The organism is Pantoea sp. B550, from assembly GCF_024158165.1.
Lineage (GTDB): Bacteria > Pseudomonadota > Gammaproteobacteria > Enterobacterales > Enterobacteriaceae > Pantoea > Pantoea alfalfae.
Map to the genome: position 1 here is coordinate 245,812 of NZ_JAMYXI010000003.1, position 17,760 is coordinate 263,571.

General features: G+C 55.9%; 19 protein-coding genes. 7 read left to right on the plus strand and 12 right to left on the minus strand.

Features of this window, described 5'->3' with window-relative positions; translation table 11 throughout:
• Positions 1–116 precede the first annotated feature (116 nt).
• The 3 genes from lpxM to znuA form a co-directional block, all read right to left on the minus strand.
• Positions 117–1,091: a lauroyl-Kdo(2)-lipid IV(A) myristoyltransferase gene (gene lpxM / locus NIM72_RS04225; RefSeq protein WP_253418896.1), complete on the minus strand. Its 975-nt coding sequence runs from the start codon at positions 1,089–1,091 to the stop codon at positions 117–119.
• Between the two features lie 125 nt (positions 1,092–1,216).
• Complete coding sequence (gene mepM, locus NIM72_RS04230) at positions 1,217–2,548, minus strand: murein DD-endopeptidase MepM (protein WP_161733122.1); 1,332 nt, start codon at positions 2,546–2,548, stop codon at positions 1,217–1,219.
• A 13-nt stretch (positions 2,549–2,561) separates the two neighbouring features.
• Entirely contained in the window at positions 2,562–3,509 is a 948-nt protein-coding gene (znuA, locus tag NIM72_RS04235; RefSeq protein ID WP_095707041.1) for a zinc ABC transporter substrate-binding protein ZnuA, read from the minus strand.
• Between the two features lie 77 nt (positions 3,510–3,586).
• On the opposite strand from znuA, the gene znuC reads away from it, so the two are divergent.
• Together znuC and znuB are read left to right on the plus strand one after the other, a co-directional pair.
• Positions 3,587–4,342 carry a zinc ABC transporter ATP-binding protein ZnuC gene (gene znuC / locus NIM72_RS04240; protein WP_253418899.1) on the plus strand — a complete coding sequence of 252 codons (756 nt, stop codon included), beginning with the start codon at positions 3,587–3,589 and terminating at the stop codon, positions 4,340–4,342.
• A complete protein-coding gene (gene znuB, locus NIM72_RS04245; RefSeq protein ID WP_098050283.1) occupies positions 4,339–5,124 on the plus strand; it encodes a zinc ABC transporter permease subunit ZnuB in 786 nt (261 codons plus the stop codon). The genes znuC and znuB overlap by 4 nt, the downstream gene beginning before the upstream one ends.
• On the opposite strand, the gene ruvB is transcribed toward znuB, so the two are convergent.
• The 6 genes from ruvB to aspS form a co-directional block, all read right to left on the minus strand.
• A complete protein-coding gene (gene ruvB, locus NIM72_RS04250; RefSeq protein ID WP_013358170.1) occupies positions 5,125–6,129 on the minus strand; it encodes a Holliday junction branch migration DNA helicase RuvB in 1,005 nt (334 codons plus the stop codon).
• 8 nt (positions 6,130–6,137) lie between these two features.
• On the minus strand, positions 6,138–6,752 hold the full coding sequence (gene ruvA / locus NIM72_RS04255) for a Holliday junction branch migration protein RuvA (protein WP_003849207.1): 615 nt from the start codon (positions 6,750–6,752) through the stop codon (positions 6,138–6,140).
• Between the two features lie 94 nt (positions 6,753–6,846).
• Entirely contained in the window at positions 6,847–7,374 is a 528-nt protein-coding gene (gene ruvC, locus NIM72_RS04260) for a crossover junction endodeoxyribonuclease RuvC (RefSeq protein WP_003849205.1), read from the minus strand.
• A 34-nt stretch (positions 7,375–7,408) separates the two neighbouring features.
• On the minus strand, positions 7,409–8,152 hold the full coding sequence (locus NIM72_RS04265; RefSeq protein ID WP_033732924.1) for a YebC/PmpR family DNA-binding transcriptional regulator: 744 nt from the start codon (positions 8,150–8,152) through the stop codon (positions 7,409–7,411).
• 284 nt (positions 8,153–8,436) lie between these two features.
• Complete coding sequence (gene nudB, locus NIM72_RS04270) at positions 8,437–8,868, minus strand: dihydroneopterin triphosphate diphosphatase (RefSeq protein WP_161733124.1); 432 nt, start codon at positions 8,866–8,868, stop codon at positions 8,437–8,439.
• A complete protein-coding gene (aspS, locus tag NIM72_RS04275) occupies positions 8,868–10,646 on the minus strand; it encodes an aspartate--tRNA ligase (protein ID WP_222925375.1) in 1,779 nt (592 codons plus the stop codon). The genes nudB and aspS overlap by 1 nt, the downstream gene beginning before the upstream one ends.
• 211 nt (positions 10,647–10,857) lie before the next feature.
• On the opposite strand from aspS, the gene NIM72_RS04280 reads away from it, so the two are divergent.
• The 4 genes from NIM72_RS04280 to cmoB all read left to right on the plus strand — a co-directional run bounded on the left by NIM72_RS04280 (position 10,858) and on the right by cmoB (position 13,919).
• Complete coding sequence (locus NIM72_RS04280) at positions 10,858–11,679, plus strand: DUF72 domain-containing protein (RefSeq protein ID WP_253418902.1); 822 nt, start codon at positions 10,858–10,860, stop codon at positions 11,677–11,679.
• 69 nt (positions 11,680–11,748) lie between these two features.
• Positions 11,749–12,144 carry an MAPEG family protein gene (locus tag NIM72_RS04285; protein WP_161733130.1) on the plus strand — a complete coding sequence of 132 codons (396 nt, stop codon included), beginning with the start codon at positions 11,749–11,751 and terminating at the stop codon, positions 12,142–12,144.
• Positions 12,145–12,225: 81 nt separating this feature from the next.
• Positions 12,226–12,954, plus strand: coding sequence for a carboxy-S-adenosyl-L-methionine synthase CmoA (gene cmoA / locus NIM72_RS04290; protein WP_033732927.1), 729 nt, complete (start codon positions 12,226–12,228; stop codon positions 12,952–12,954).
• Positions 12,951–13,919, plus strand: coding sequence for a tRNA 5-methoxyuridine(34)/uridine 5-oxyacetic acid(34) synthase CmoB (gene cmoB, locus NIM72_RS04295; protein WP_161733132.1), 969 nt, complete (start codon positions 12,951–12,953; stop codon positions 13,917–13,919). Before cmoA ends, cmoB begins: the two co-directional genes overlap by 4 nt.
• A 4-nt stretch (positions 13,920–13,923) precedes the next feature.
• Here cmoB and NIM72_RS04300 read toward each other — a convergent pair whose 3' ends face one another.
• Positions 13,924–14,547 carry a LysE family translocator gene (locus NIM72_RS04300; RefSeq protein ID WP_253418905.1) on the minus strand — a complete coding sequence of 208 codons (624 nt, stop codon included), beginning with the start codon at positions 14,545–14,547 and terminating at the stop codon, positions 13,924–13,926.
• A gap of 146 nt (positions 14,548–14,693) precedes the next feature.
• On the opposite strand from NIM72_RS04300, the gene NIM72_RS04305 reads away from it, so the two are divergent.
• Entirely contained in the window at positions 14,694–15,791 is a 1,098-nt protein-coding gene (locus tag NIM72_RS04305) for a glycerol dehydrogenase (RefSeq protein WP_161733136.1), read from the plus strand.
• Between the two features lie 30 nt (positions 15,792–15,821).
• On the opposite strand, the gene NIM72_RS04310 is transcribed toward NIM72_RS04305, so the two are convergent.
• Both NIM72_RS04310 and cutC read right to left on the minus strand, forming a co-directional pair.
• On the minus strand, positions 15,822–16,667 hold the full coding sequence (locus NIM72_RS04310) for a hypothetical protein (protein WP_161733138.1): 846 nt from the start codon (positions 16,665–16,667) through the stop codon (positions 15,822–15,824).
• A 337-nt stretch (positions 16,668–17,004) separates the two neighbouring features.
• Positions 17,005–17,757 carry a copper homeostasis protein CutC gene (gene cutC, locus NIM72_RS04315; protein ID WP_161733140.1) on the minus strand — a complete coding sequence of 251 codons (753 nt, stop codon included), beginning with the start codon at positions 17,755–17,757 and terminating at the stop codon, positions 17,005–17,007.
• Positions 17,758–17,760: the final 3 nt, after the last annotated feature.

The window sequence follows — 17,760 nt, forward strand, 5'->3', positions numbered from 1 at the left end:
GCAGCCCAGCCACAGGTTTGCCCTGAGCAGGCAGCTTAGAAGCTCAAAGCGACGGGCGCATACTGCTGTAGCCAATGATTAAGAAATAAGAAAAGGCCGCTTTCGCGGCCTTACTGCTATTTACGTGGATAAAGCTCTTTGCGCGAATAGGGTTCGATGTCACCCTCTTTACGGGTCTTCAGCAGCTTGAGGATCCACGTGTACTGCTCTGGATGCGGGCGAACAAACACTTCCACCTCTTCATTCATCCGGCGAGCCAGCTGGTGATCGTCTGCCTCCAGCAGGTCATCCATCGGCGGACGCACATAAATCTCAAGCTTATGCGTTTCACTGTTATAAACCGGGAACAACGGCACCACGCGGGCACGACACACCTTCATCAGCCGGCCTACCGCAGGCAACGTCGCCTTATAGGTAGCGAAGAAATCGACAAATTCGCTGTGCTCGGCACCGTGATCCTGATCGGGCAGATAGTAGCCCCAGTAACCCTGACGTACTGAACTGATAAACGGCTTAATCCCGTCATTGCGGGCATGCATCCGGCCGCCATAGCGGCGACGGGCCTTGTTCCAGGCATAGTCCAGCAGCGGGTCGCTCTGGTTGTGGAACATGGCCGCCATCTTCTGGCCTTCTGACGCCAGCAGCATGGCGGGAATATCCACCGCCCAGCCGTGTGGCACCAGGAAAATCACATTCTGCTGCTCAGCTTTCATCTGGTCGATGATTTCACGACCATGCCACTCAACGCGCTGCCGGATGCGCGCAGGATCGCGCAGCACCAGCTCGGTCATCATTGTCATCGCCTGCGGCGCTGTCGCAAACATCTCATCGACCAGCGTGGCGCGCTGCGCTTCACTAAGTTCCGGCAGGCAATAATAGAGATTAATCAACGCGCGGCGACGTGCGCCCTTTGCCAGCTTACCGGCAAACCGGCCTAACCGGCCCAGCAGCGGATCGCGCACTTTCGGCGGTAAATAAGCCAGACCCGCCAGCGCACCTATTGCCAGCCAGCTGCCCCAGTACTTAGGTTTGAGAAAAGAACGTTCAAAAACGGGAATAAATTCAATGTTATTTTTTTTACGGGTTTCCATGCACTCGCCTCAAGCAATGACCGGCTTATGATAGTGACGACCTGAAAATTTGCAATCATCCTGCGCCAGATAGCAAAAAACCGACGGAGAAGCCGTCGGTTTTTGCGCGATTTGACGAAATTCGCTTACTTCAGACCCAGCTGGGGCAGCCAGGATTTAACCTGTGCCATGTAATCGCTGCGATCTTTGCCGGTCAGACCTTCCATGCGCGGTAGCTTCGCCGTTAATGGGTTAACCGCCTGGTTATTGATCCAGATTTCGAAATGCAGATGCGGGCCAGTGGAGCGTCCGGTGTTGCCAGACAGTCCGATGCGGTCGCCGCGTTTCACTTTCTGACCTGGTTTCACCAGCACTTTCTTCATGTGCATATAGCGCGTCATATACTGACGGCCATGGCGGATAGCGACGTAGTTACCCGCGGCTCCGCCGTTCTTCGCTACCACAATCTCACCATCACCGACTGCCAGCACCGGCGTACCGATTGGCAGCGCAAAGTCGACGCCTTTGTGTGGCGCAATGCGGCCGGTTACCGGGTTAAGACGACGCGGATTAAAGTTGGAAGAGACACGATACTGCTTAACCGTCGGGAAGCGCATAAAGCCGCGTGCCAGACCCGAGCCGCTGCGATCGTAGAACTTGCCATCTTCCGCGCGGAATGCGTAATAATCTTTACCGCCGCTGCGCAGGCGCACGCCCAGCAACTGACTCTGCGCACTCTTACCATCCAGCATTTCGCGTGACATCAGCACGCTGAACTGGTCACCGGCACGCAGCTTACGGAAGTCCATCTGCCACTGCATCGCTTTGATCACCGCGCTGGCTTCGGCACTGCTCAGTCCTGCACGCTGGGCGCTGGCGGCAAAACTGCCACGCACTTCGCCCTGCATTACGCTGTTGCGCCATTCGCCCTTCTGCATCTCCGCATCCATCTTAAAGCCACCCGCTGGGGTGCGCTCATAGGTGCGGGTTTCACGGCGGGAAATTTCCCAGCTCAGGGTTTTCAGGCCGCCATCATCATCCAGCGTCCAGCTAAGCTGCTGACCGACCTGCAGATTACGCAGATCGCGATCGCTCACCACCAGCGCATTAATGTCACCGATGTCGATGCCATACTGATTAAGGGCACTGCTCAGGGTATCGCCAGATGACACGGTGTAGTCATGCACCCCTGCCGTTTCGGGCGCGTCGGTGTCGACATCATCCGCAGGCAGCTCTTCGTCCGGTTCCGGTGTGCTTTGATCGATCGGCTCACTGGCTTCCGGCAACAGCGTGCGAAGCGTGTTCTTATCCAGTTCAATGTTCTTAACGATGGGCGTCACATCATCCGTGGGATGATAAACGTAGGGCCGCCAGACAGCGACGGCCAGAGTGACTACAGTTAAAGAACCCAGCATTACGCGGTGGGGGCGCGGCAAATTATTAAATGCGAGGGCGACAGAGCGGGCTATCTGCTGCACTTTTACCTATTCCTCATGCTCCATTCAGGCAGCTTTCATACTGGCTCGACAGTTGTGAGAGGAATTTCACATAGCTGTCTTTGGCTAAGCTGATGTCCGTGCCCAGGGGATCAAGCGTGCCTTTACGCACCTGTGTTCCGCGGGAGACAGCATCGATGACTGCTGGCCTGAATTGTGGCTCAGCAAAGACGCAGACCGCCTTTTGCTCAACCAACTGTGTTCGTATCTGGTGTAAACGCTGAGCGCCCGGTTGAATTTCAGGATTGACGGTAAAATGCCCGGCGGGCGAGAGACCGTAGTGCTTTTCAAAGTACGTGTAAGCGTCGTGAAAAACGAAATATCCTTTATTTCTGACCGGAGCAAGTTGTGCGCTGACGCGTTTGTCCGTGTCCGCCAAAGCTACCTCAAACTGCTGGAGGTTGGCGTCAAGTTTGGCTTTATCTTGCGGCATAAGTTCCAATAATTTTCCATGGATTGCAACCGCGGTTTTGCGCGCAATCTCTGGCGACAACCACAGGTGCATATTAAACTCGCCGTGATGGTGATGATGGGCTTCAGCATCCTGATCTTCGGATTTTTCCGCTGCATGTTCATCTTCATCTTCACCACCACTAATCAATAACGGTTTTACCCCGTCGATGTTCACCATCGCGAGGTTTTTTTGAGCCGGAAGTTCAGCCGCAGACTTTGCCATAAAGGCTTCCATTTCTGGCCCGACCCAGACAACTAAGTCCGCGTTTTTTAAGCGTTTTGCATCAGATGGCCGCAGGGCATAATCGTGTTCGGACGCGCCGTCTGGCAGCAGCACCTCGACCGGTGTAACGCCATCAGCAATAGCTGCGGCGATAAAACCTACCGGTTTGAGTGAAGCCACGACATTCGCCTGGGCAGGAAGGGTTAACAAAGCTGAAACAGATAAAGCAGTCAGGGCGAAAATTGTGCCCTTTTTATTATGTAACATATTGCGTCATTCCATCGTGACCATGAGGTGGAATGTGATATTATAACATTCGAAATTCTGTGCAACCTGTAAATACTATGACCTCACTTGTCACACTCGATAACGTTTCCATAAAATTTAACCAGCGCAATGTGTTATCAGGCGTCAGCCTGGCGTTGCAGCCTGGCCGCATCCTCACCCTGCTGGGTCCCAACGGTGCCGGAAAATCTACGCTGGTGCGTGTGGTGCTTGGCCTGCTCGCCCCTACAACCGGTTCGGTTCAGCGTAATCCTGCTCTGCGTATCGGCTACGTGCCACAGAAGCTCCACATCGATCCTACCCTGCCGGTCACGGTTGAGCGCTTTATGCGTCTGACCCGTGGCAGCAAACACGCGGAGATTATGCCGGCACTGAAACGAGTGCAGGCGGGCCATCTGCTCAACTCTCCGCTGCAGAAGCTGTCCGGCGGTGAAACTCAGCGTGTGTTGCTGGCGCGCGCCCTTCTGAACCAGCCTCAGTTGCTGGTGCTGGATGAACCGACGCAGGGAGTGGACGTGAACGGTCAGGTTGCCCTGTATGACCTGATCAATCAGTTACGTGTGGAACTGAACTGCGGTGTGCTGATGGTTTCCCACGATCTGCATCTGGTGATGGCAAAAACCGACGAAGTGTTGTGCCTCAACCACCATATCTGCTGTTCCGGCACGCCGGAAGCCGTCTCGCAGCATCCCGAATTTATCGCGATGTTTGGCCCGCGTGGCGCGCAGGAGCTGGCGATCTACCGTCATCATCATAATCATCGTCACGACCTTCAGGGACGTATCGTTTTACGCAAAGGACAGGGTTCATCATGATTGAGTTGTTATTACCGGGCTGGATAGGCGGTGTGATGTTAGCGCTGGCTGCCGGTCCGCTGGGTTCGTTCGTCGTCTGGCGTAAGATGTCCTACTTTGGCGATACCCTGGCGCACGCGTCTCTGCTCGGCGTAGCCTTTGGCCTGCTGCTGAACGTGAACCCCTACTATGCGGTGATTCTGGTGACGGTCTGCCTGGCACTGGGACTGGTCTGGCTGGAGCGTCGTCCGCATCTGGCTATCGATACCCTGCTGGGCATTATGGCGCACAGCGCGCTGTCGCTGGGCCTGGTCGTCGTCAGCCTGATGAAGAATGTGCGCGTCGATCTGATGGCGTATCTGTTTGGCGATCTGCTGGCGGTGACGCCAGACGATCTCTGGATGATGGGTGGCGGCGTGGTGATTGTGCTGCTGGTGATGGCGTGGCAGTGGCGGTCGCTGCTGTCCATGACCATCAGCCCGGAACTGGCGCAGGTCGATGGCGTCAACATCCAGCGTACCCGGCTGATTCTTATGCTGGTCACGGCGCTGACGATTGGCGTGGCGATGAAGTTTGTGGGTGCGCTGATCATCACCTCACTGCTGATTATTCCGGCTGCTACCGCACGCCGTTTTGTGCGCTCGCCGGAAGGCATGGCGGCCGTCGCGGTGGTCATCGGCGTGATCGCCGTCACTGGCGGTCTGACCTTCTCGGCGTTTTACGACACGCCTGCCGGGCCGTCAGTGGTGCTCTGTGCCGCCATCCTGTTTATCTTCAGCATGGTGCGCAAACCGGCTGTGTAATTACTCTTCGCGCGTAATGCCGAAGTGACGATAAGCATGCTGCGTGGCCAGACGGCCACGCGGTGTGCGCTGAATGAAGCCCTGCTGAATCAGGAAGGGTTCAATCACATCTTCGATGGTTTCACGCTCTTCACCAATCGCCGCAGCCAGGTTATCCAGCCCTACCGGCCCACCCATAAACTTGTCGATGATCGCCAGCAGCAGTTTACGGTCCATATAATCGAACCCTTCGCTGTCGACGTTAAGCATATCCAGCGCACTGCAGGAGACCTCACCGCTCATATCACCATTCGCCCGAACTTCAGCGAAGTCACGTACCCGGCGCAGCAGGCGATTAGCGATACGCGGGGTACCGCGTGCACGACGAGCGATCTCTAATGCCCCTTCGTCACTCAGCGCCAGTCCCAGACAGGCGGCACTGCGTCCTACGATGTGCTGCAGATCTTTAACCTGATAAAACTCCAGACGCTGCACAATGCCAAAACGATCACGCAGCGGCGAGGTCAGTGAGCCTGCACGCGTGGTGGCACCAATCAGGGTGAACGGCGGCAGATCGAGCTTGATCGAACGCGCCGCCGGGCCTTCACCGATCATGATATCGAGCTGATAATCTTCCATTGCCGGATAGAGCACTTCTTCCACCACCGGTGACAGGCGATGGATCTCATCGATAAACAGCACGTCATGGGGTTCAAGGTTGGTCAGCATCGCCGCCAGATCGCCCGCCTTCTCCAGCACCGGACCCGATGTGGTACGCAGGTTCACGCCCATCTCGTTGGCCACGATGTTCGCCAGCGTGGTTTTCCCCAGACCTGGCGGACCGAAGATCAGCAGATGATCCAGCGCATCGCCACGCAGCTGTGCGGCTTTGATGAAAATCTCCATCTGCTCACGCACCTGTGGCTGACCGACATACTCGGTCAGCATCTTCGGACGAATGGCGCGGTCGATTATCTCTTCTTCGTTAATGCTGGCAGCGGAGACCAGGCGGTCGGCTTCTATCATGACTTACCTCAAATGGCGGCGCGGAGCGCTTCACGGATCAGGGTTTCACAATCCGCATCCGGTCGACCGACTTTACTGATCATACGGCTCGCTTCCTGCGGTTTATAACCCAGTGATACCAGTGCTGCAACCGCTTCAGATTCCGCATCGTTGGTTTCCGGCTCGGCGCTCGGCGTGGTGAGCGTAAAGGCCGAATCGCCGCCAAACAGGTCGCCGTGCATCCCTTTGAAGCGGTCCTTCATCTCGACTACCAGACGCTCAGCGGTCTTTTTACCTACGCCAGGCAGTTTCACCAGTGACGCGATCTCTTCTTTCTCAACAGCGGTCACAAATTGCTGCGCCGACATGCCGGAGAGGATCGCCAGCGCCAGCTTGGGTCCGACGCCATTCACTTTTATCAGCTCACGAAACAGCGCGCGCTCCTGCTTGCTGTTAAAACCAAACAGCAGTTGAGCATCTTCACGCACGACAAAGTGGGTAAAAATAACCGCTTCGTGCTGAAGTTCAGGCAACTCATAAAAACAGGTCATGGGCATGTAAATTTCATAGCCGACGCCGTGTGCCTCAAGCAGCACCAGTGGCGGCTGCTTTTCCAGAATGTTGCCCCGTAAACGACCTATCACCTGAATGCTTCCTTAACTAACGAATGTGGCGGATTTTATAACATAAAAAAGGCTGGATGAATATCCAGCCTGAGTGTCTGTTCTGTGCCATGCCCTAACCTGAGCGCAACCGTCCGCGCGTCAGCACCAGCTTGCTGTCACTCATGCGAGCGGCGTTCTGCGCCACATGACAGTGAGTAATGGCTATCGCCAGCGCATCGGCAGCATCCGCCTGCGGGTTTGCTGGCAGCTTCAGCAGGGTTCGCACCATATGCTGCACCTGACTTTTCTCGGCGCTACCGATGCCAACTACAGTCTGTTTTACCTGACGGGCAGCATACTCAAACACGGGCAGATCGTGGTTTACCGCAGCAACAATCGCGGCACCGCGCGCCTGGCCGAGCTTCAGCGCGGAGTCTGCATTCTTCGCCATAAACACCTGTTCAATGGCGAAGAAATCGGGTGAAAACTGCGTGATGATTTCACAGACGCCCGCATAAATCAGCTTCAGGCGGGCGGGCAATTCGGTGGTATTGGTGCGGATACAGCCGCTGCCCAGATACGTGAGCTGGCGGCCGGTCTGACGAATAACACCATAACCGGTGATGCGTGAGCCGGGATCGATACCCAGAATAATCGACATTACGCCTCTCCGGTTAACAGGGTGACAACCGCCATTACAGCGTTTCCGCCACCTCGTCGGAGATCTCACCGTTGTGATAAACCTCCTGCACATCATCGCAATCTTCCAGCATGTCGATCAGACGCAGCAGTTTTGGTGCGGTTTCTGCATCCATTTCCGCTTTGGTGGTCGGGATCATTGCCACTTCTGCGGTATCCGCTTTCAGGCCAGCGGCTTCCAGTGCATCACGCACGGTGCCCATCTCTTCCCATGCGGTAAAGACATCAATCGCGCCGTCGTCATAAGTGACGATGTCTTCGCCGCCCGCTTCCAGTGCGGCTTCCATCACCGCGTCTTCATCCTGACCTGGCGCGAAGGAGATCACACCTTTTTTGTTGAACAGGTACGCCACGGAACCGTCGGTGCCCAGGTTGCCGCCTGTTTTGGTGAAGGCGTGACGCACTTCGCCTACAGTACGGTTACGGTTATCACTCAGGCATTCAATCATGATGGCTGAGCCGCCAGGACCGTAACCTTCATAAATGATGGTCTCCATGTTGGCGTTGTCATCGCCGCCCACCCCGCGCGCGATGGCGCGATCCATGGTGTCACGGGTCATGTTGTTGGCCAGCGCTTTATCCATCGCTGCACGCAGACGCGGGTTGGAACCCGGATCGCCACCACCCAGCTTGGCCGCCGTCACCAGTTCACGAATGATTTTGGTAAAAATTTTGCCTCGCTTGGCATCCTGCGCCGCCTTACGGTGTTTGGTATTTGCCCACTTACTGTGTCCTGCCATGTTAAATATTCTCCGATCTTTTACAGGGTGCAGACTCTCCTGGCTGCGAGCTTATTTACCGTCGGTGCTCAGCCAGGTAAGTGACAACCTGACGGCCCTGAGAGGCGAGCGTTACGCGTTATCCTCACGTATCTGTGTACGCAGGGGATTCGCGCTGACGGTGAACAATTTCGTGGCGAGGATGACGCCTGACTGTTCAATAGGTTGGTGTAGTCCTGTTAAAACTCACCAGATTCATAAAATTTAATCTATCCGCCGCCGGAATACCGGGCGATGGCGAGCATTCAGATAAATTCTTCAATTGCCTGGCGATTACTCCATGATCGGGTTAATGCTGCAGCGTCAGCGGGTGCCAGCCAGCGAAACGCCAGATGCTCGGTCAGCGTGATATTACGCTCTTCCGGCAATTGCAGGCGAAACCAGTGCTCGTGATTATGGGTAACATCCGGCGCATAGCGATGGCGGAAATGGGGGAAGATTTCAAAATCAATCTGACGCTGACAATCCTCTATTTCCAGCTGCTCAGCCAGCACGTTAATGCCGACCTCTTCATGCACCTCACGACACGCGGTTGTCAGCGGTGACTCTCCCGCTTCCAGGCTGCCGGTCACCGACTGCCAGAACGTGGGATCGTCACGCCGCTGCAGCATCAGCACCCGGCCAGTATCGCGCGCCGAAATGACGACCAGCACTGAAACCGGGTGTTTATAGCCCATTATTTATTCTCAGGCTTTTCTTTTTTAACCACCTGGATGCCAAGCTCCAGCAGAGAAGCCGGGTTCGCTTCGCTTGGCGCTTCGGTCATCATGCAGGCTGCCGCCGTGGTTTTCGGGAACGCGATAACGTCACGAATGTTGTCGGTGCCGGTCAGCAGCATGGTCAGGCGATCCAGACCAAAAGCCAGGCCTGCATGCGGTGGTGTACCGAACTTCAGCGCATCCAGCAGGAAGCCAAACTTCTCGCGCTGCTCATGCTCTTCAATACCCAGAATGCTGAACACCGTCTGCTGCATTTTGCCGTTGTGGATACGCACTGAACCGCCGCCAACTTCATAACCGTTGATCACCATGTCATAAGCATTCGCCACGGCACGGGTCGGATCGGCTGCCAGTTCTTCTGCGCTCATCTCTTTTGGTGCAGTGAACGGATGGTGCATGGCGGCCAGACCGCCTTCCTCGTCCTCTTCGAACATCGGGAAGTCGATCACCCACAGCGGTGCCCAGGCGTTCTCATCGGTGATGTTCAGCTCGCGGCCCACTTTCAGGCGAAGCGCACCCAGTGCGTCAGCGACCACTTTTGCGCGGTCAGCACCAAAGAAGATAATGTCGCCATCCTGCGCGCCGGTACGGCTCAGAATGCCTTCAACGATCTCTGCATTCAGGAACTTGGCAACCGGACTCTGCACGCCTTCCAGGCCATCTGCACGGACGTTAACCTTCATCCACGCCAGCCCTTTCGCGCCGTAAATCTCCACGAATTTGCCATATTCATCAATCTGCTTACGGCTCAGCTGCGCACCCGTCGGTACACGCAGCGCGGCAACACGGCCTTTTTCGTCGTTAGCCGGGCCAGAGAAGACCTGGAACTCCACGTTTTTCAGCAGGTCGCCAACGTCCACCAGCTCCATCGGGTTACGCAGATCCGGCTTATCGGAACCGTAGCGATGCATCGCTTCCGCAAAGGTCATCTGCGGGAACGCACCGAGATCTATGCCCTGCACGTCCTGCCACAGATTGCGGATTAAACGCTCCATGATTTCGCGCACCTGTGGCGCAGTCATAAAGGAGGTTTCTACGTCGATCTGGGTAAACTCTGGCTGACGATCGGCACGTAAATCTTCATCGCGGAAGCATTTTACGATCTGATAGTAGCGGTCAAAGCCGGACATCATCAGCAGCTGTTTGAACAGCTGTGGTGACTGCGGCAGCGCATAGAATTTGCCTTTGTGAACCCGGCTTGGCACCAGATAGTCGCGCGCGCCTTCTGGCGTCGCCTTGGTCAGCATCGGGGTTTCGATATCCAGGAACCCTTCGTCATCCATAAAGCGACGGACAAAGCTGGTGATTTTTGCGCGGGTTTTCAAACGCGTCACCATCTCAGGGCGACGCAGATCCAGGTAGCGGTATTTCAGGCGCGCTTCTTCGCTGTTGGTCTGGTTGGAGTCCAGCGGCAGTGGCTCAGAGCGGTTGATGATGGTCAGCGCCTGGGCAAACACTTCGACTTCGCCGGTCGCCATGTCGCTGTTTTTGTTCTTCTCATCGCGTGCGCGCACAGTACCGGTGATCTGGATGCAGAATTCGTTACGCAGTTCAGAAGCCAGCTTAAATGCGTCCTGACGATCGGGATCAAAAAATACCTGCACGATGCCTTCACGGTCGCGCATGTCGATAAAAATCAAACTGCCCAGATCGCGACGGCGGTTTACCCAGCCGCAAAGCGTGACTTGCTGACCCACATGAGACAGATTGAGCTGTCCGCAATATTCTGTACGCATAACACTATCCTTTTAACTTCGCCGCTGCAGCTGACAGCATCCGGCCGCGTTACCTGATGCGATGCTGTCGCAAAAATGGCGGCCATTATAATGGAAAAAGCCAGACAGGATAAGCAGATCAGCGCCAAAGCACCGATTTCCTGTGTGCATTTGCCCCTCAGCCTGACCATAGCGGATAATGAGGTCACTTAACCTGCAGCCAGGAGCGCGCGTGACACTTCGTATTGGCCTGCCCCAGTGGCAGCATTCACACTGGAAACGCTGGGGTATCGAAAGCCTGGCGGACTATGCCCGCTACTTCCACTGCGTAGAGGGAAATACCACCCTCTATGCGCTGCCGAATGCTGAAACGGTGATGCGCTGGCGCGACATGACCCACGATGCATTTCGCTTCTGCTTTAAATTTCCCAACACCATCAGCCATCAGGCGGCGCTGCAGCATAGCGATGATCTGCTGACCGATTTTCTGCGCCTGATGGAGCCGCTGGCCGATCGTATCGGTCAGTACTGGCTGCAGCTGCCCGCCAGCTTCTCCCCGGCACAGCTCAATGACCTGTGGCGTTTTCTGGATAGTCTGCCGCGCCGTTTTCACTATGGCGTTGAAGTGCGTCATCCGGCTTTCTTTGCCAAGGGCGAGGCGGAACGGTCATTGAATCGGGGCCTGCTGGCGCGTGGAATCAATCGTGTAATCCTCGATAGCCGTCCGGTTCACGCCTCCACCTCGCAAAGCCCGGCGGCGCTGGTCGCGCGTTCGCAGAAGCCGAGAGTGCCGCCGCATGCCCTGCGAACTGGCTCGCAGCCGATGGTGCGGTTTATCGGCAGCGACAGCGTGGACGAGAGCGTGCCGCTGTTCCAGATCTGGCGTACTAAGCTGGCTGAGTGGCAGCGACAGGGCGACGCCATGCTGTTTCTGCACACGCCCGATATGGGTCAGGTCTTTCCGCTGGTGCAGGCACTCTGGCCGCAGTTGCAGGAGATCGATCCGGCTATCGGTAACGGACCCGACTGGCCGCAACAGACGTCACTGTTTTGATTGCGTTACAGGACAGCGGGCTGTGCGCCCGTTAGAATCGAATCATTATGGACAGTCGCGGGAGTGGCTATGGTTAGCGCGTTATATGTGGTGATAGGGGCATTGCTGATAATGAAATTCACGCTGGACGTGGTGCGTTACCGTCGGTTCTACCGGGTGGCGTATGGCGATGGCGGCTATCACGACCTGAAAATGGCGATCCGCATTCATGGCAATGCCATCGAAACCATTCCACTGGCGCTGTTTCTGCTGGTGATGATGGAGATGAACGGCGCCGATATCTGGATGGTGCATCTCACCGGCCTGCTGTTCTTTATCAGCCGCCTGCTGCACGCATGGGGATTGCGCAGCAGCGCCATGGCGGGCCGTAAATATGGCATGCTCCTGACGCTGTTTTCACTGTGTGGCATGGTGATTTTCAACCTGATTTATATGCCGTGGGAACTGGTCCTGACGTTCCATTAAGCCAGCCTGGGTTAAGGGGTGCAGCCCGCCCCACTTTCTGCGAGAATAGCGCCCTTTCCGTCGTCTCTTCGGATTTTCGATATGTCTGACCGCGATCAACTCTTCTCAGCGCCCATTGCAAAACTGGGCGACTGGACTTTTGACGAGCGTGTAGCTGAAGTCTTTCCTGACATGATTCAGCGCTCGGTGCCCGGCTACTCCAACATCATTTCGATGATTGGCATGCTGGCAGAACGTTTTGTGACTCCGGACAGCAGGGTCTATGACCTGGGCTGCTCGCTGGGTGCGGCCACCCTTTCGGTGCGTCGCAATATTCATGTGCCGGGTTGCCAGATCATCGCGGTGGATAACTCCCCGGCGATGGTGGAGCGCTGTCGTCGCCATCTTGATGCGTTTCGCGCGGACACACCGGTCACGGTGCTGGAAGCGGATATCCGCGACATTGAGATTGAAGACGCCTCGCTGGTGGTACTCAACTTCACGCTGCAGTTTCTTGAGCCGCCTGCACGTCTGGCGCTGCTGGAAAAGATCTGGCAGGGACTCAAACCGGGCGGCGCGCTGGTGCTGTCGGAGAAGTTCAGCTTTGAAGATGCCGAGGTCGGTGAACTGCTGTTTAACATGCATCACGACTTCAAGCGCGCCAACGGCTACAGCGAACTGGAAATCAGCCAGAAACGCAGCATGCTGGAAAATGTGATGCTGACTGACAGCGTTGAAGCGCATAAAGCCCGCCTGAAACAGGCCGGGTTCTCGCACGCCGAACTCTGGTTCCAGTGCTTTAATTTTGGATCTCTGGTGGCGTTGAAATGATCGACTTTGGCCGTTTTTATCAGCAAATTGCAGTGGGCCCGCTGGCGAAGTGGCTGGAAGTCTTACCGGCGCAAATCAGTGAGTGGCAGCGTGAAAACCTGCACGGGCACTTTCGTGACTGGTACAAGTCGCTGGAGTATCTGCCGCTGCTGGAACCGCAAAAACTGGACCTGCTGCACAGCGTCACCGCCGACCGCGATGACATCAGCGACCGCCATCGTCAGGGGATTGAGAAATTACTGCGTAACCTGATGCCGTGGCGCAAAGGGCCTTATTTCCTCTATGGCACCCACATCAACACAGAATGGCGATCTGACTGGAAGTGGGAACGCGTGATACCGCACATCTCCCCGCTGGCGGGCCGCACAGTACTGGATGTCGGCTGTGGCAGCGGTTACCACATGTGGCGGATGATTGGCGCAGGCGCACACCTGGTGGTCGGCATCGATCCGATGCAGCTGTTCCTGGTGCAGTTCGAAGCAGTGCGTAAGCTGCTGAATGACGATCGCCGTGCGCATATGCTGCCGCTGGGCATTGAGCAACTCCCAGCGTTACAGGCGTTTGATACCGTATTTTCGATGGGTGTTCTCTATCACCGTCGTTCGCCGCTGGATCACTTGCTACAACTAAAAAATCAGCTGGTGAGCGGAGGCGAGCTGGTGCTGGAAACGCTGGTGATTGAAGGCGATGTGAATCAGGTGCTGGTGCCCGGTGAACGCTATGCACAGATGCGCAATGTGTTCTTTATCCCTTCAGCGAAAGCGCTGAAAAGCTGGCTGGAGAAAAGCGGCTTTGTCGATGTGCGGATTGTCGATTTTGCTCTGACCACCACCGAAGAGCAGCGCCGTACCGACTGGATGACCAGCGAGTCGCTGGCTGAATTCCTCGACCCCGATGATCCCAGCAAAACGGTTGAAGGCTATCCGGCGCCTCTGCGTGCCGTTCTGGTCGCCACCAAACCTTAATACCCTAGCGGCGAGACAACGCCAGTTTCGCCGCAAATCCAATAAATACACAGCCGGTCAGACGATCCATCCCCTTCAGCACCGTCGGTTTTCGCAGATGGCTGGCGAAATAGTGGCTGCCGCCAATCAGTACCGCATTCCAGAACAGCCCCAGTAGCATGTGCGCCAGTGCCATCAGTGTGCACCAGAGCGTCACGGACGCCCCCGCCGGAATGAACTGTGGCAGAAAAGTGACGTAAAACACGCCAATTTTCGGATTCAGCAGATTTCCCATTAATCCCCGACTGAAGCAGGCCAGATAGCCCTGCTGATGTGCAGGCTGTCCAGCTGTCCCCACGGATTGCTGACGCGGCTTAAGCAGCAGCTTTATGCCCAGACAGAGCAGCCAGCCTGCACCGATCCACTTTAGCAGGTTATAGGCGATTTCAGAGGCCATCAGCAGCGCGCCCAGCCCCAGCCCAACTGCGATCCCCCAAAGCAGACAACCCAGCGTTACGCCAAGGGCTGTCGCCCAGGCGCGTTGCCAGCCCTGTGCAATGGCGGTTCGCAGCACCAGCGCGGTATCAAATCCAGGTGTGAGTGTCAGAATAGTTATCGCAAACAGAAATGAAAAGAGCGTGGCGCTCATGACGATTCTCCGTTATTTCTCCCGGCAAGGGGTGTTCAGGCAGCTTAACAGCCCATGGAGCAGTCATGCGCGGAATCGACTGCCACTCTGAGTGGATTGTGCCAGGCTGGATCGGGTCGAACCATTCATCTTAAGGAGATGTGATTATGAGTAAATTTATTTTTTCATCACCCCGTAAATATGTGCAGGGCGCAGGTGTGCTTGATGAGCTGGGAACGTACCTGACTGAACTGGGCGATCAGGCCTTTCTGGTGGCGGATGACGTTGTCTGGAAGCTGATTGGCGAACGCACACAACAGACATTGCAGTCCGCCGGGGTGAAATTCAGCTGGCAGCAGTTTAACGGCGAGGCCTCCAGTAATGAGATCACCCGTCTCAGTGCGCTGGCGAAGAGCCAGGGCTGTAACGTGGTTGTCGGGCTGGGCGGCGGCAAAACGCTGGATACGGTTAAGGCGGTGGCGGACGAACTTAAACAGCCGGTGGCCATCGTGCCGACCATTGCCTCCACCGATGCCCCCTGTAGTGCGCTATCAGTCATCTACTCTGACAGCGGCGTATTTGAGAGCTATCGCTTCTACAGCAAAAATCCCGATTTGGTGCTGGTCGATACGGCAGTCTGCGCCAGTGCACCTGCGCGGCTCTTTGCCTCCGGCATTGCCGATGGTCTGGCCACCTGGGTTGAAGCGCAGGCAGTGGCGCGCTCCCATGCGAAATCGATGGTCAGCGGCGATCCGACCCTTGCCGGACTGGCGATTGCCCGCGCCTGCGAAGAAACACTGCTTAAGTGGGGATACAGCGCATACATCGCCGTTACCGAAAAACGGGTCACGCCCGCAGTGGAAGCGGTGGTTGAGGCGAACACGCTGCTTTCAGGGCTGGGCTTTGAAAACGGCGGGCTGGCAGCCGCCCACGCTATTCACAATGGTTTTACCGCCATCGATGGCGATATCCATCATCTCACCCACGGCGAGAAAGTCGCCTACGGCACACTGACGCAGATGGTGCTTGAGCAGCGGTCGGATGAGGAAATTGCGCGCTATATTCGTTTCTATCGCAGCATCAACATGCCGACCACGTTGCGTGAAATGCATCTGGAAAATGAAAGCTGGGAAAATCTGGTGAAAGTGGGGGCACTGGCGAACAGTGAGGGCGATACGCTGAAAAACCTCAACCCTCATCTGTCACCGGAAGATATCGCCAACGCCCTGCTGGCGCTGGATGCCTTTAGTCAGATGGTGAAATAAGCCGCCAACAGGCGATCATCCGATCGCCTGTTACTCTTCTGCCGCAGGCTGGTCCCAGTACTCATATTTGTAGGCGGAACTGAGATGGCGCTCAATGGTGCCACGCGTAAAGATTTCGGTTTCATGCAGATAGCTCAGTGTACAGTTGCCAACCTCATCCCAGGACTGACACTCATCGACCGACCGGATAGTGCTAAGCGGTGTGGTCGCAGTGCCGTTGAGCCGCACTTCACGCCACTGGTGATCGTAGGTGTATTCGTCGGTCCCCCGGGCAGAGGTGGTGCGCGTCACCAGACCTTTTGGGTTCCAGTGGTAGTGGAACTCGCCGTTGGTCAGCGGATCGCTGCCACGTGCCACACTCTTCTCCAGTCGTAGCTGGCGATCATACCGATAGGTGGTGTCGGTAAAGCCGCTTTTACCCATGCTGGTAAATCTGTCGGAAGCGCTGGTGATAGTGCCACGCTGGCCTTTCTGCCAGTTAATCGTTCCCTGCCGGTTATCAACCACGACTTCCCTGCCCTCTTTCAGCACTTTTACCAGATACGCATATTCCGCCACCCAGCCGTCCTGTACCCGGGCGATGTGTTGCTCCATGCTGAGGATCACGTTGCGTTCACTTTTGTCGTAGCTGACGTCAGCCACCGTCAGATTGCCGCAGGCGTCAAACTGTCCCAGCACCCGCTTTTGCGAATTCACATCTTTACCAAATTCACCTGCAATCACCTGCTTCACCGCGCCTTTCGCATTTCCGCCAAGCAAAATCAGGGTATTACTGCTGGAAACGGCGGTGTTGTCTGGCCCACATACGCTGGCCGCAGCGCTTCCAGTACTAGCGGTCAGTATCAGGCTTAAAGTAAGAATCTGATTGCGTTTCATAGGGTAAATTCCAGGCGACGTTGCTTTCAGTGTAAACGCTGTGGAGATGAACAGCGGCGATGATTTAAGCCAGCATCGCCTTTTAAACATCGAAAATGCGACAAGGCGCCAGCGTAACGGATAAAGCGCATGTTAAGGATGCCGTCAGGCCTTAAATTCCTGGATGACATTAATTAGTTAGTAAAAGGCAGGCATTTTAACTGAACCGGACGAAACGCTGTCACGGCAAACGGAGCGTGTTTTACACAAAAAGAACCCCAGCAAGCTGTACTGGGGTTTGGTACTTGCAAACACCACGTCAATGATCGGCGTGCTGCGCGGCAAAATCTGTTGTGGTTCAGGCAACCCGAACGGTGCTCATCTGCATCACGCTTTTCATCGCCTCAACCACATCGCCGTCTACGCAGTAGCGGCTGAACTCATCGGTTTCGGCTTCAGAACACATGGAGACACCCGCTTTGCGGTAGCGCATCGGTGACGCCGTCAGGCGACTGGCCGAGCTATGGACTTCATCAATCCCCATGTCGAGAAACTTTTGCAGGTTGCTGAGACGCACGCCCGCACCTGCCATAATAATAGGACCGGTACTGGTCTCATTTAGTTCCCGAAGTAATGCAATTCCGTTTTCAGCGCTCTGCTGCTGACCGGATGTCAGAATGCGCGCTACACCCAAATCCGTTAACGCTTCCAGTGCGCGCTTAGGGCTGTGACAGAGATCGAAGGCGCGATGGAAGGTCACCGCCAGACCGTCACACAGCGCCATAATCTGTCGCATCTGCCCCTGATGAATATGGGCGTCTTCATCCAGCATCCCAATCACCAGACCGGGAAAACCGAGTTCACGAATTAACGCCACATCCGATTTCATCGCCTCGAATTCACGTGCGGTGTAACAAAAATCGCCACCCCGTGGCCGGACAATAGGATGAACCGGAATCGAAACCTCGCGCCGGGCGGCATTCAGCATCCCCGCAGACGGGGTCAGGCCGCCTTCGCGCGGTGCGGCACAAAGTTCAACCCGATCAGCGCCCGCCTGTTGTGCGGTCACGGCGCAATCCACGCCATAGCAGCAAATTTCCAGTGTGGTCATTCT